Consider the following 13,933-nt stretch of genomic DNA (forward strand, 5'->3'; position numbering starts at 1 on the left):
TTAACTTTTTCCAACCTTCTCCACGAGCTCATCCAACACTTCTTTGAACTTGGCAGCATCTACCCATTTAATTCCCATCTTTTCAGCCCATGTTAGAATACCAACATCCGCTGAAACTATTATTGCATCGAGCTCTTTAGCCAATAAAATCAGCTCAAAATCTTCTTTGCTGTCCACTATTCCCTCTCTTAGAGCTTTTCTGTAGTTTCTACGGAGCTTTTGGATAATCTTATCAACATTATCGGTGTCGAGAACACTCTCTCTAACAGCTTTCTCCGCAACTCTCAACCCTTTATCAATTCTCCGTCTAATGTCTTCAATCAGCTCATAGACCACAAAAGCCGGAATTTTGATGTCATGAACGTTTGGAGGCTTCTTTATTATGTAAAGCTCAACATCAGGAGAAACCTCGCTCTCATCAACGAAGTGCATAATCTCCCTATAAATTCCGGGAGACATATAAAATTCAACCTTACCAAACAGCTTTTCAGCATATTCCAAAAACTTCTTCATGGCCTCAGTTGGTGTTTTGCCGAATTTTGCCCTGACATCTGGATTGACAAAAATACTGGTATCAAGGACAAAGCGAATCATTGCAACCACAAGTTTATTTAGTCCTTTTAGTTTTAAAATCCTTAGGTGATAAAATGAAAGTTGGAGTTATCTTTGGAGTTAGCGAAATTGCAGACCCAAAAAAGTTTGAGAAAAAAGCGTCGCAGTTTTTAACAAGGCTTTCTGAGGAGTTTGAAGTTATTGGTGGAGCATTTATTTCGACAAAAAAAGAGTTTAAAGATCTCAAAGAAGAAATAGACTTCAATAAGGTTGATGCGATAGTTTTATACCCATTAACTGGGGGAACCGAAAATCCGCTGAAGGAGTTTGCAATCTACAGAAAGCCAGTGATTCTCTTTGGGGATTCCTTCAACAACTCAATAGCAGCTGCTGTAGAGATCAGGGAGTACCTAAGAGACAGACTTATACCTTCAACACTGGTTACAAGTTATGAAGAGCTTAAAGCAGCCCTTCTTGGCTATGATGATATGAAAGAGATGCTCGATAAGTTCCTAAACTTGAGACTTGGGTTAATTGGCAGAATTTCTCCATGGCTCATTAACGAGAAGTTTGAGCTGCCTTATGTTCATATAAGTCTGAAGAAGTTTTATGAATATTATGAATCTGTAACTGAGGCAGAAGGATGGAAGGTCATTGAGAATGTAATAGCAAAGGCAAGGGAGATCAAAGAGCCTAACAGGGAAGATCTTGTAAAAGCTGGCAGAATTTATGTTGCACTAAAGAGAATCATTGAGGACTATAAACTTGATGGCTTTACAATAGGTTGCTTTGATCTTATTGGAAAGATTAAAGCAACACCATGCTTGGCATTGGCATTGTTCAATGCCGAAGGAATACCGGCGGCTTGTGAGGGGGAGCTTAACTCCTTGCTTGGAATGGCAATAATTAGAAAATTCTTCAATAAACCGGCATTTATGGGCAATATAGCTGATTATGGAGAGGATTATATAATTTTGGCACATTGCACTGCTCCCTTAATCGCTGGCTATACTTTAAGGTCCCACTTTGAAAGCGGTATGGGGGTTGGAGTTGAGGTAGATTTGCCTCGAAAAAAAGCATCGCTCCTTAAGATAAGAGGAAGAAAAGCTGTTGTGGCCAGTGTTATGGTAGCTGAAAGAGAAAAAAGTGAGCAGAGATGCAGAACCCAGCTTAAGCTCAAAATTGAGGACGCTAAGGACTTTGTGGATGGTACATTAGGAAATCATCATCTTTTGGTCTATGTTGACAGCGAAGAGCTGGCTGATCTGTTAAGTGAGCTTGGGTTTGAGGTTATGCTTTACTGACTTTTATTTTCCCAATATCTTTGCGAGAACTCTTTTTATTTTTGAAACAATTGATTCATGCTCGCTGTTCTCCGAGGCAGCATTTTGTTGATATTCCTTTGCCCATAGCTCAGCATCTTTCTTCTTCATCTCATAACGTGATATTGGGTCTTTTATCACTCCACCTATGCTAGGGCTCAGGATTACCACCGGGGATTATTACCATTGCATCCTATTTAAGTTTTTACTCATATCATGTAAACTGGCGCAAGCTTTATAAATTCTTGATCTTTATTATACTTTGGTAATTAAAACTGAAAAATATCAAGCTCTATAATTATAGTGTTAGTGAGGTGAGAATGTGGAGGAAAAGACAAAGAAAGTGATTATCTGGTTAATAGACAAGTTTGTAGATTTTATCATTATAACAGCCGGTGTTGCTTTAGGCATAATAATTGCTGCAGGCTTTATCGCAAAGCACATGATTGCAGCACTTCCATAGGGGGGAGTAAATTGAGAGGGCAAGCGGCAATTGAATATTTGTTCATGATTTTAGTGGCACTACTCATAGTAAGCTTAGTTATACGATACATAAAGAACATAGCCAATGAAGCTGGTCAGACAATAGAAAATGCCACAAGGGTATTATTGAGAGAGCTTCAGAGTTCCTATTCAAATATTGGAAAATAAAAGAAATGTCAAGATTTTCTTGCATATAATATAACACCCATAATTGAAAGCACAACCAAGGCTATTGGAATTGGATGTAATGTCGCTCCTACTAATCCAAGTGCACCAAAGATAACCCTGAGTTCTTTTCTTATTGGTTTCTTATAGTAACCCGTGATAGCTATTGATAGGAGATACATTATGAGTATTGTTGCTATGAAGTAGTAAAGTACTCTGAGTGCAACTTCCGGGGTCCACTGCTGGACTGTTATCAGGAACATTTCTGGATGAGTAAAGTATATGTATGGTCCAATGTAGCCGGCTAAGGCATATTTAACCGAATTAGTTGCGGTTTTCCAGAAGTCTCCTCCAGCTAATGCTGAACCCGCGTATGCTGCCAAGGCAACTGGAGGTGTTAGATCAGCAAGTATTCCAAAGTAGAACACGAAGAAGTGAGCTGCTAACAGTGCAATTGGGGTTGCATACCCTGGAACCGATGCAGAGTAAACTGGATTGTTTGCCACAGCGTTAAAGACTGCTGGAGCCGCTACCAATGACGTGATAACGTAGTTTGCGGTTGTTGGCACACCCATACCAAGTATTAGGCTGAATATCATTGCCATCATTAAGAGCAACAGTAGGTTTCCTCCGGCTAAATCAACAAGTCTGTATCCAAGAGACGTTACCAGACCTGTCATTGTAAGGACACCTTGAATTAAACCAGCACTTGCTGCTGCAAGCATAACTGTTGTGCTTGTCTTACCTGCACTTATCATGGACTCATAAGTTGCTGAATACATTGCTTTGCCGCCTTCTGTTTTAGATTTGTATCCCACTATAAGGGAGAATATTATTCCAAAGACACCACTCATTAAAAGGATTTCTTCTTTTCTCATATAGAGGAACTTTCCAAGTGCCACAAGGAATATGAACAGCATGCTTATGTAGAATTTTTCGTTGAACTCTACTTTGTCTGTTGTAATTGCCATGATGATTAGTGCCAGACCGATTATCAGGAGAATAACCCCCACAGGTTTTGCATGCTGTCTTCCTGTGAACATTAGGAGGGTTGTAATAAGAACTGTTGCCACATAAAGTGGTTCATGTCCAGGAATTTCATCTTTTGAAACCCATGCAACCCAAATTGCAATACCCAATGAAGAAACTGCTGCAATGTGTGGAGCAATTCCCCATACCAACGCAACGGTAATTACAACGATTGGTAACAGTATATATAGTTTCCTTAGGAAGTATTTAATAGGTTTAAAGTGTTCTCTTGGCATTCCCTTCAATCCTAAGCGTTTAGTCTCAAGATCAATGAACAGATAGACCCCTGAGTAATAGATCAATGCCGGCAGTACTGCTGCAATGATAAGCTTATTATATGGGACACCAAGAAACTGTGCCATGATAAATGCAGCCGCACCCATCACTGGAGGCATCAGCTGACCTCCAGTTGAAGCCACGGGTTCAACGGCACCGGCGATCTCTGGCGGATAACCTGCTTTTTTCATAAGTGGGATTGTGAATGTTCCTGTTGTTAGAACGTTGGCAACTGAACTTCCGCTTACTGTTCCCATCATACCACTTGAGATAACAGCTGCCTTTGCAGGACCTCCAGGTCTTGGGCCAAATATTGATATCATGAATTCGGTGATGTAGTCACTTACTCCAATTTTCAGCAAGAATGCCCCAAAGAATACGAACGCAAAGACGTAGATTGTCATGACGTAGAATGGGATACCAAAAATACCCTGATCGAGGTAGAGATACTGGGCTATGCGTGTCCAGTTGAAACCCGCATCTTTTATACCATAGAGAAGGAATACAGTGACTATTGTTGGCAGGATCCATCCTATTGCTCTTCTGGTGGCTTCTAAGACCAGGATTATGGCAAGAAAGCCAAATATAACATCTGTCTGGTTAACGTCATAGTACACCATATATGTCGGCCATCTCCAGAATTTATATAGTGCGGCTGCTAATCCAAGGAGTATTAAGATGTAGTCTATTAGCTGCACTTTTTTGAGATACTTGTCCTTCTTTATTATTGGGTATCTAAGGAATGCTATAACAAATATCATGCCCAAAACAAACGCCATTACCTGCTGATCCTGAAAATCAAGCTTTAAAATTTCGATTCTTATGCCTAATCTGTCAAATAGGGAATATACTGTAAATGTAAAGTTAAATATAAACAGTATCTCGAAGATACCTATGAGTATTGCTGCAGCCTTTACCACGTTTTCCAGCTTTGGTGGTAGTGTTCTCGTTTTTTCGAGTGCTATTTTCTTTTCGATTTTTTCAAGATTCTCTCCCATAATCAACACCTCCTACTTATTATCAACAATATTGGAACCCTTCTAATCTCAATTTTCATGATGCCGTCCTCTTTTGGCTGGACAAAAACAATTTTATCATTGATTTTGATGGTAGCATTGTTAATGGGGATGAACCAATACTCCCATTTCTTTCCAAGAAATTTGTTCATCTTCTTTACATAGAAACTCCCAGCTCGATAGTTGAAGTCCACTGGTTGTCCTGCAAGAAACTCCTGCCATCGTTCCTCCACGGCAAAAATACCTCGCTTTGAAACACGATACACATCCACGACTTTGGTTAGCGATACGCTGTGAGTATAACTAATTTCGAGTGTGGAATTTGAGCCAAGGAAATAATAACATGCGGTATTCTCAAATTCTATTCCAATTACGGAAACCGGGACAAGCATTACAACTGCAATTAAAAGCAAGAAAAAAAGAAAAAATTTCTTCAAAAAGTTCACCCCATCATCCCTTAAGGTTGTCTGGAACTTTTATGCCGTGTTCTTCATAATATTTGACGGCTCCTGGGTGGAGTGGTATCATAAGACCATCAAAGGCATGCTTCATGTCGATCTGCTTTGCAACTTGGTGAGCCTTGGCTAATTCATCAATGTTCTCATAGAGTATCTTAGTAATCTCATAAACAACTTCGTCTGGCAAGTCTTTGTGAACGACAAGTGTTGCTTTGACTGCAATTGTTTGTGTGTCTTCGGTCATTCCTTTGTATGTTCCTTTTGGAATAATTACCTTAACATAGAAGGGATATCCCTGGTCATGAAGCTTTTTAATGACATCGTCCGGGATTGGAATTAATCTAACTGGGACCTTAACTGCAATCTGATCAATTGCTGGTGCAGGATATGCAATAACTGTGAACTCAGCATCTACCTGTCCAAGGACTAAGCTTTGAGCAGCTTCCTCGAAGGTCTGGTAAACTGGTTCAATTTTGTCCCAGACTCCAGCTGCCTTGAGAACTCTCTCGGCTGTTGCAGCAACACCGCTACCTGCGGCACCAACGACAACCTTCTTACCGGCCAAGTCTTGGAGTGTTTTGATGTCGCTGTCGGCTCTTACAACAATCTGGACAGGTTCTGGATAGAGGGTTCCTATACCTCTGAGAACCTTAATTGGGTTGCCCTCGAACTGATATTTTCCTTCCCAAGCATACCAGGTAACATCATTCTGAGCTATAGCAACTTGGGCTTCTCCTTTTCCTATTGCTTTACAGTTAGCAACACTTGCTCCACTTGTGACGGCTTTTGCGGCAATTAGGTTACTCTTTTTGTTTATAACTTTTGCAAGCATTGAACCAATTGCAAAATAGACGCTACCAGGACCAGAGCCGGTATAGATGGTAATTTCGTACTTTCCTTCTTCGTTCTTTGTCACAATCGGTGCTTGAGTTTGTGTGCCGGTTGTAGTTGTTTTTTGGGTACATCCTGCGGCTACTAAGGCCAACACCAAAACAAAAACCAAACCTAAGGCTTTCCACCTTCTCATTTTTAGCCACCTCAAGGAAGTGGGGGGACTATGCCCCCCAGCATCTTAATTGTTTACAAACTTAAACATTATATATTTTTTGTTTTTTTGGAAGATTTACATACAAGTAAACAAAGGAAAGGATAGAGAGGCGAAAATTTTTCAGTAGTAGTACCAGATTGTCCAGTAATCGTTGGGGTCTTCTCCTATACTTTCAAGGTACTCAAGGTATTCTTTGATTGGGACATCTGGATACGTATAGAGCTTGGTCTCGCTGATACCCTTTTCCCATGGATGCATAAGATATATCCTGCTTCCATCGGGTCTGATTCCAACCAACTCCCTATCTTGCCATGCTCTCAGATGGTTCTTACCCATTCTTGGGACATTAAAGACAGGCTCGTCTGGTCTGAACTGTCCGGGTAATAGTCTTGCTTCTTCTTTTCTCTCCTGGACAACCCTTGCTATTGGCACGAGGTAATCTTTCTGCTCAATCTTACCCTTTGGATAGAATGTATAGTATGGGTCAATTCCTACTTTTCTCAGAGCAATTCTCAATGCAACATTTTCGAATCTCCTGCTGACGTTTCTCTGATAAACAAGCTGGTTGTATATGTATATTCCTTGTCTTCTTATCTTATATGCTGCTTCAGCCATTTCAGGTGTTACCTCATAAGCAGTCTCTACATGAGTTGAAATTGAAACGTTTCTTTTTCCTGGCTCTATGTATGAGCCAAGTATCTCTGCCAACTTATCGGTAATTCTCATTGGAACTGTCACAAAAATCCTGCTTCCCCACCTGATGTTAACAACATGATCAAATTCCGAGAGCCTGCTCATAATCTTGTCAATAATCTTGTCACTTAGCGCTAAAGGATCCCCACCGGTGATTAGGACGTCAAGCATCGACTCATGTTCACCAAACCACTCTATCGCTGCTTCAATCTTGTCCCATCCTGGGAATGAGCCTGCCATGAATGGCTCAAGAACTTCCCAGTTTCTCTGACAGTAAACACATATTTGTGGGCATGTGTCGTAAGCTTTGAGAATAGCTATTGTGACATATCTTCTTGTAATAAGGTCAAGTGGTGAAGTGTCGTGTTCTCCCATGAAGTCGAAGTAGTATTCTCTGTCCTCTCTATGCTGGAGCATGTTTGAGACATACCATGTGGGTGGCATTACTTGCCTTCTTACATGTCTGTCCTCTTTATATGGATTCTCAAAGTCCCAGAGGTGCAAATAGTAGGGAGTAATTCCCCAAGGTATGCCATACTTCACGGCGATTTCTACTTGTTTCAAATCTTCTTCTGGAACTTTTACTATCCCAAGTTCATTCAGTTCTCTAAGGGTTTCAAGACCTTTTTCTCTCTTTAGCACGTGGGAGAACTGCCATCTATAGTCAAACCATTCGTCCTCAGTTATGCCCCAGTATTCCATAAGTTTTTCTCTCTGTTTCTTTCTCTTTTCAATAATATGCTTGTCAAGACCGCTCGGATACTTTTTGAGATAGCTCTTAATGTATTCCCATACTTTGTCGAGATACTCCGATCTCATAAGGGCAGCTTTTCTTCCTTTTATTTTGCTGAAATCAACAAATTTGACTCCAGCAGCTTCCAGTTTTGGTCCGAGCCATCCTTTTGAATATCCTGTTACTCCAGCCATTGCCTTGAAGAGGTGCTTGAACTCTTCCACAAAACCTTCTGTGATTATGCTTAGAACCCTTTTGTCGCCTTTTGTGGCTTTCCAGAGATACTCCAATGTAGAAAATCCAGCAGCCTTTTCGCCATATTCAGAGATTATGTTTAAGAACACATTTATAGCCTCGATGGCAAGCCATCTGTCCATTGCATCGACGTCAATGTCCCCATTCTTGTATTTCCACAGCAAATCTTCAGCGAATCTTCTTAGCTTGTCTCTTGCTTCCTCAACATTTTCGCTGGTGAGCAGGATCTCTTTAATTTCAGGAAGAGGATCAAAAATTTTCAAAAAATCTTCATGATTAATTCCCTGTTTTAATCCCCAGGGGGACTCTTCAATGTTAAACGTTGAGACTGCGCTTTCCATTTGCTTTTCCATGCCTATCACCTCATGCCCATATTTGGGCATTAGTGCCCCTCAGATGCATAAGTGTACTTATCACATCATTGGGGCTATTTTACAGATGTTAATGGATATATGTAGTGTTATATATTTTGCGTTTACAAGCATGTAAAACATTACAAAATTCAAATTTATCAGTTAATATAATGAAAAAATTTTACATAATTGGTCATTTCTTTCTAAAATTTTGCTGAACATTTCTAAATATATGGCTTATAATCCAAATTGCCTTGATAAATGTAAATAATTGTTGAAAGAGTTGAAATGTTAAGGATATTGGTGTTGCTTGCTTGGATATATTATCCATCATAAAGTAATTTAGACATTGTATTAAGAATATAACACTTTACTGAGCTTTTACAAAAAGCCTTTTAATAATTAAACACTTGTGGTCATTTGGGGATGATTGGATGAAAATCATAATGACGACTAAAATTGATTTGGCTTCAGCGAATATAAAGCAAAAACTAATTGAAAACTTTGGATTTAGGGAAAGTGATGCCAAATTTGACAGTAACGTAGTGTATAAGAAGGGAGACATTTTGATTCTTACAACAAATCAAGAGATGATATATTATGACTATTTAGACAAAGAAATCGAAAGGCAGCTAAGTATCAGACCAGAACTTATCATTTTTGCTTCAAGACATTCAAGCAAACAGAAACTGCCTACTTTGACAACTCATGTTACTGGAAACTGGGGTAAATCAATGTACGGTGGCAGAGATAACAGCTTGGCTATAGCCCAACCAACTGCAATGAAGCTGGCATTATTGAAAATGAGTGAGCTCAATGATTTGGGATGGATGGTCTGTTATGAGGCAACACATCATGGACCGAGTGAAGTTAATGTCCCCTCGCTTTTCATCGAAATCGGTTCGAGCGAAAAAGAGTGGGTTAATGACAGAGCTGGAGAGATTTTGGCAGAGACAATAATGTATGTCATCAGCAATTACTCAAAGAAGGACTTTAAAGTTGCTATTGGAATTGGTGGAGGACACTATGCCCCAAAGCAAACAAAAGTCGCACTGAGTTCAGAGCTTGCTTTTTCTCATATTGCAGCAAAGTATGCTCATCCTATATCCAGAGAGATGCTGCTAAAGTCTATTGAAAGAACAGCCGAACAAGTTGAGGCAATATACGTAGATTGGAAGGGCAGTAAAGGTGAAACAAGGCAGTTAGCAAGATCCTTGGCAGAGGAACTTGGCTTGGAGTTTATCAAAGATTAGCTGGACAAAATCTTTAAAGCATTTCATCTTCAAATTTAAGAATTAGCTGTGTAATCTTAGCTAAAATTTATATATTGCTTTAAACTACAGAATTTACCAGATGTTAAATTGTTTCCATAGGAGGGTGAAGAAATGTTAAAGTTAATTGAAAGTGCAATAGAAAGAACATCCCAAGAGGCGGACAAGGTGAATGAAGTACAAGTTCCTCAAAGCGATGTTGATGAAGAGCTTAGAAGAATTTTAGAGCAGATACAGGCTAAGATCTATGTCGTTGGTGTCGGCGGTGCTGGTTGTAATACAATAAATAGAATGATGGAAGTTGGTATTCAGGGTGCTAAGGTTATTGCAATTAACACTGATGCTCAGGATTTGCTCAAGGTTAAGGCTCATAAAAAGATACTCATTGGTAAAGATCTCACAAGAGGATTAGGGGCTGGAAACAATCCAAAAATCGGTGAAGAAGCAGCAAAAGAAAGTGAAAAAGATATCAGGGATGCTCTTGAAGGAGCGGATATGGTTTTCATTACCTGCGGCCTTGGTGGAGGTACTGGAACGGGTGCAGCTCCAATTGTTGCTGAACTGGCAAAGAAGATGGGGGCTCTAACAGTTTCCGTCGTTACACTCCCATTCACAGTTGAAGGCATTAGGAGAATCAAAAACGCTGAGTATGGTCTTGAAAGGCTCAGAAAGAACAGTGATACTGTTATTGTAATACCAAATGATAAACTCATGGAAGTTGCTCCAAACTTGCCAATTCACTTAGCATTCAAAGTCGCCGATGAAATACTTGTCCAGGCGGTTAAGGGAATCACCGAACTCATAACGAAACCTGGCTTAGTTAACCTTGATTTCGCTGATGTTAGGGCAGTCATGAAAGATGGTGGCGTTGCAATGATCGGTATTGGTGAGAGTGACAGTGAGAAGAGAGCACTTGAAGCTGCAACACAGGCTTTAAACAGTCCATTGCTTGATGTTGATATCAGCGGTGCCAAAGGCGCGTTGATAAGCATTGCTGGAAGTGATGTAAAGCTTGAGGAAGCACAGCAGATAATTGAGCTTGTTACAAGCAAGCTTGATCCTGAGGCGCAGGTAATCTGGGGAATTCAGCTTGATGAGGAGCTTGGTAAAACTATAAGAGTTATGGTTGTAGTTACAGGTGTAAGCTCTCCATATGCCGTTGTTGAGGAGGAAGCAACATATTTCTCTGAAGAGGGTGAGAAAAAAGTCATTCACCTCGATCTGGAGGAACTTTGATCTTCTCTTTTTACCCCAAACTTTTAAAACCCAAACCCATACCTAAGATTAACAAAAGACTTAAAAAGCTACTGGGGTGTTAGATGTGCCAACAAAAGGATACATGGAAAAACTTAAAAACTTCTTATCAGAGTCCAAAAGGGTTTTATTAGTCACAAAAAAACCAAGCGGCAAGGAGTATAAAATGGCCGCAAAAATAACAGGCCTTGGAATAATCCTTATAGGTCTAATAGGCATGATTATCCGTATTATAGGTACTTTAATTACAGGTCAATGACGGCCTTTTGGTGATGAAGATGAGCGACAGCAAGATATTCGCAGTAAGGGTTACAGTGGGGCAGGAAGAAACAACCGCCAGATTAGTTTATAGTAAAGCAAAAACATACAACCTGCCAATCTACGCTATACTAACCCCCTCAAAAGTTAAAGGATACATCTTTATTGAAGCGCCGAGTAAGAGCGCGGTTGATGAAGCTATAAGAGGAATAAGACACGCGAGAGGGACTCTTCCGGGAGAGGTTGCATTCAGCGAGATTGAGCACTTCCTTGAAGAGAAGCCAGCTGTCAGTGGCTTCGAGCCAGGAGACATAGTTGAACTCATTGCTGGGCCTTTCAAAGGCGAAAAAGCCAAGGTCATTAGGGTGGATGAGGCGAAGGATGAAATTGTCGTTGAGCTCATCGGTGCAATAGTTCCAATCCCCGTTACAGTTAGGGGTGAATACGTTAGGCTTATAAGCAAACGGTCAAAGGAGTAGAGGGGTGAAGAGAATGCCAAAGCAAGTTGTTGAGGTTTTAGTTGAGGGTGGTAAGGCCACTCCTGGTCCTCCCCTTGGCCCTGCTATTGGTCCACTTGGATTAAACGTTAAGCTCGTCGTTGACAAAATAAACGAAGCAACAAAAGACTTTGCGGGAATGCAGGTGCCAGTGAAAATTATCGTTGATCCAGCAACAAAGCAGTTTGAGATTGAAGTGGGCACACCACCAGTTAGCCAGCTTATCAAGAAGGAGCTTGGACTTGAAAAGGGTTCAAGCGAACCAGTGAGAAACATTGTTGGTAATCTGACAATGGAGCAGGTCATAAAGATAGCAAAGGCTAAGAAGCACCAAATGCTTGCTGCTGATCTTAAAGCAGCTGCAAAAGAGGTCATTGGAACAGCATTGAGCATGGGAGTTACAGTTGAGGGCAAAGACCCAAGGGTTGTGCAGAAAGAAATTGATGAAGGAGTTTACGACGAGATATTTGCAAAGGCTGAGGAGAGCTGATTTAGGGAAAAGTTTAAAAGCTCCTCTTTTTACGAAATTTTGATTTTTCAATTTAGCTTAAATAAAAAAGATTGGAGGTCAGAAAAATGGCCTTTGACAGGCAAAAAATCGTGGAAGCGGTGAAGGAGGCTAAAGCCCGGGCTAAGCCGCGTAACTTCACACAGACCGTCGAAGTGGCAGTGAACCTTAAGGATATTGACCTCAGGAAGCCTGAGAATAGGTTCAAGCTTGAGGTTGTTCTGCCACATGGTAGAGGGAAGGATGTGAAGATCGCGGTCATCGCTGATGGTGCCGTTGCTGAAGCGGCTAAAAAGCTCGGGCTTGATGTTATTAGTGGTGAGCAACTTGAGGAAATAGCTAAGAGCCCAAGGGAAGCAAGAAAGTTAGCTAAGAAGTATGACTTCTTCATTGCCGCAGCACCGCTGATGCCGAAAATTGGTAGATATTTAGGTAGATACTTAGGTCCGAGAAACAAGATGCCAGTGGTTGTTCCACCGACACTGACAAACTTAGAGCCAATTGTCAACAAGCTCAAGAAGACGGTAAGAATACAGCTCAAGAACAATCCAGTCGTCCATGCTCCGGTGGGAACAGAGACCATGGATGATGAAAAGATTGCAGAGAATATAGAAACGGTTCTCAATGCGATCATTGGTAAGCTTGAGAGAGGAGAGAACCAAGTCAAGTCAGTGTACGTTAAGACAACAATGGGTCCAGCTGTAAAGGTGGAGGTGAGATAATGGCTCACGTCGCTGAATGGAAGAAGAAAGAAGTAGAAAGACTCGCCGAGATTATCAAAAGCCACCCAGTAGTAGCGTTGGTAGATGTCGCTGGAGTACCAGCTTATCCCCTCTCAAAAATGAGAGAGAAGCTCAGAGGAAAAGCATTGCTCAGAGTCTCAAGGAACACACTCATCGAACTTGCAATCAAGAAGGCAGCAAAAGAGCTCGGAAAGCCAGAGCTGGAAAAGTTAGTTGACTATATTCAAGGCGGAGCTGCAATCCTTGCAACTGAAATGAACCCATTCAAGCTCTACAAGCTCCTCGAAGAAAGCAAAACACCCGCACCTGCCAAGCCCGGCGTTCCAGTTCCGAGAGATGTTGTTGTTCCAGCTGGTCCAACTCCACTGTCACCGGGTCCAGTTGTCGGTGAGATGCAGGCTTTAGGAATTCCAGCCAGGATTGAGAGAGGTAAGGTTACAATCCAAAAGGACACAGTTGTTTTAAAGGCTGGGGAGATTATCACCCCACAGCTTGCAAACATCCTTAACAAGCTCGGCATTGAGCCCCTTGAAGTCGGACTTAACCTGTTGGCAGCTTATGAGGATGGGATCATTTACACACCAGAAGTCCTTGCAATTGATGAGGAAGAGTACATAAACATGCTCCAACAGGCTTACATGCATGCATTCAACTTGTCAGTCAACATAGCATATCCAACAGCCCAGACAATCGAAGCGATAATACAAAAAGCATTCCTCAATGCAAAGAGCGTTGCTGTAGAGGCTGGATACATCACAAAAGAGACTGCTGGAGACATATTTGGCAAGGCATTCAGGGTTGCCCTGCTCATAGCACAGCAGTTGCCAGAGGAGTTGCTTGATGAGAAGACCAAAGAGCTTTTAAACCAACAAGCTCAATTAGCAGTTGCCGCTCAACCTCAGCCAGAAGAGGAGAAAGTTGAAGAGGTTGAGGAGGAAGAAGAGGAGGAAGCATCTGAGGAAGAAGCCCTCGCTGGATTGGGGGCATTGTTTGGTTGACGCGCATCTAATAATTGAAAA

Annotated in this window: 16 protein-coding genes; 10 read left to right on the forward strand and 6 right to left on the reverse strand. The window is 41.2% G+C overall.

Translation table 11 applies throughout. The annotated features are described in order from the left end of the window. Complete coding sequence (locus VFC49_RS10435; protein ID WP_324736744.1) at positions 1-594, reverse strand: RNA ligase partner protein; 594 nt, start codon at positions 592-594, stop codon at positions 1-3. A 53-nt stretch (positions 595-647) separates the two neighbouring features. Here VFC49_RS10435 and VFC49_RS10440 point away from each other — a divergent pair, with 53 nt between their 5' ends. Further along, complete coding sequence (locus VFC49_RS10440) at positions 648-1,856, forward strand: hypothetical protein (RefSeq protein WP_324735488.1); 1,209 nt, start codon at positions 648-650, stop codon at positions 1,854-1,856. Between the two features lie 3 nt (positions 1,857-1,859). On the opposite strand, the gene VFC49_RS10445 is transcribed toward VFC49_RS10440, so the two are convergent. Beyond that, complete coding sequence (locus VFC49_RS10445) at positions 1,860-2,045, reverse strand: hypothetical protein (RefSeq protein WP_324735489.1); 186 nt, start codon at positions 2,043-2,045, stop codon at positions 1,860-1,862. Positions 2,046-2,196: 151 nt separating this feature from the next. On the opposite strand from VFC49_RS10445, the gene VFC49_RS10450 reads away from it, so the two are divergent. Together VFC49_RS10450 and VFC49_RS10455 are read left to right on the forward strand one after the other, a co-directional pair. Next, a complete protein-coding gene (locus VFC49_RS10450) occupies positions 2,197-2,337 on the forward strand; it encodes a hypothetical protein (RefSeq protein ID WP_324735490.1) in 141 nt (46 codons plus the stop codon). Between the two features lie 11 nt (positions 2,338-2,348). Further along, complete coding sequence (locus tag VFC49_RS10455; protein ID WP_324735491.1) at positions 2,349-2,525, forward strand: class III signal peptide-containing protein; 177 nt, start codon at positions 2,349-2,351, stop codon at positions 2,523-2,525. A gap of 8 nt (positions 2,526-2,533) precedes the next feature. Here VFC49_RS10455 and VFC49_RS10460 read toward each other — a convergent pair whose 3' ends face one another. The 4 genes from VFC49_RS10460 to VFC49_RS10475 form a co-directional block, all read right to left on the reverse strand. Continuing rightward, on the reverse strand, positions 2,534-4,825 hold the full coding sequence (locus VFC49_RS10460) for a TRAP transporter fused permease subunit (protein WP_324735492.1): 2,292 nt from the start codon (positions 4,823-4,825) through the stop codon (positions 2,534-2,536). 2 nt (positions 4,826-4,827) lie between these two features. Next, positions 4,828-5,280 carry a DUF1850 domain-containing protein gene (locus VFC49_RS10465; protein ID WP_324735493.1) on the reverse strand — a complete coding sequence of 151 codons (453 nt, stop codon included), beginning with the start codon at positions 5,278-5,280 and terminating at the stop codon, positions 4,828-4,830. 13 nt (positions 5,281-5,293) lie between these two features. Beyond that, positions 5,294-6,328 carry a TAXI family TRAP transporter solute-binding subunit gene (locus tag VFC49_RS10470; RefSeq protein WP_013466462.1) on the reverse strand — a complete coding sequence of 345 codons (1,035 nt, stop codon included), beginning with the start codon at positions 6,326-6,328 and terminating at the stop codon, positions 5,294-5,296. Between the two features lie 141 nt (positions 6,329-6,469). After that, positions 6,470-8,383 (reverse strand): KamA family radical SAM protein, encoded by a 1,914-nt coding sequence (locus tag VFC49_RS10475; RefSeq protein ID WP_324735494.1) that lies wholly within the window; start codon positions 8,381-8,383, stop codon positions 6,470-6,472. Positions 8,384-8,817: 434 nt separating this feature from the next. On the opposite strand from VFC49_RS10475, the gene VFC49_RS10480 reads away from it, so the two are divergent. The 7 genes from VFC49_RS10480 to VFC49_RS10510 all read left to right on the forward strand — a co-directional run bounded on the left by VFC49_RS10480 (position 8,818) and on the right by VFC49_RS10510 (position 13,912). After that, positions 8,818-9,636, forward strand: a complete 819-nt coding sequence (locus VFC49_RS10480; protein WP_324735495.1) for a D-aminoacyl-tRNA deacylase — start codon at positions 8,818-8,820, stop codon at positions 9,634-9,636. A 132-nt stretch (positions 9,637-9,768) separates the two neighbouring features. Next, the gene (ftsZ, locus tag VFC49_RS10485) at positions 9,769-10,890 is read left to right on the forward strand and encodes a cell division protein FtsZ (protein WP_324735496.1); all 1,122 of its coding nucleotides are present in this window, start codon (positions 9,769-9,771) and stop codon (positions 10,888-10,890) included. A 103-nt stretch (positions 10,891-10,993) separates the two neighbouring features. Further along, complete coding sequence (locus VFC49_RS10490; protein ID WP_048159876.1) at positions 10,994-11,167, forward strand: protein translocase SEC61 complex subunit gamma; 174 nt, start codon at positions 10,994-10,996, stop codon at positions 11,165-11,167. Between the two features lie 19 nt (positions 11,168-11,186). Continuing rightward, complete coding sequence (locus VFC49_RS10495; protein WP_013466467.1) at positions 11,187-11,645, forward strand: transcription elongation factor Spt5; 459 nt, start codon at positions 11,187-11,189, stop codon at positions 11,643-11,645. Between the two features lie 13 nt (positions 11,646-11,658). Then, positions 11,659-12,153, forward strand: a complete 495-nt coding sequence (locus VFC49_RS10500) for a 50S ribosomal protein L11 (protein WP_013466468.1) — start codon at positions 11,659-11,661, stop codon at positions 12,151-12,153. A gap of 86 nt (positions 12,154-12,239) precedes the next feature. Next, positions 12,240-12,893, forward strand: coding sequence for a 50S ribosomal protein L1 (locus VFC49_RS10505; protein ID WP_324735497.1), 654 nt, complete (start codon positions 12,240-12,242; stop codon positions 12,891-12,893). After that, on the forward strand, positions 12,893-13,912 hold the full coding sequence (locus tag VFC49_RS10510) for a 50S ribosomal protein L10 (RefSeq protein WP_013466470.1): 1,020 nt from the start codon (positions 12,893-12,895) through the stop codon (positions 13,910-13,912). The genes VFC49_RS10505 and VFC49_RS10510 overlap by 1 nt, the downstream gene beginning before the upstream one ends. Positions 13,913-13,933: the final 21 nt, after the last annotated feature.

Origin of the sequence: Thermococcus sp. SY098, from assembly GCF_035621495.1 — an archaeon.
Lineage (GTDB): Archaea > Methanobacteriota_B > Thermococci > Thermococcales > Thermococcaceae > Thermococcus_B.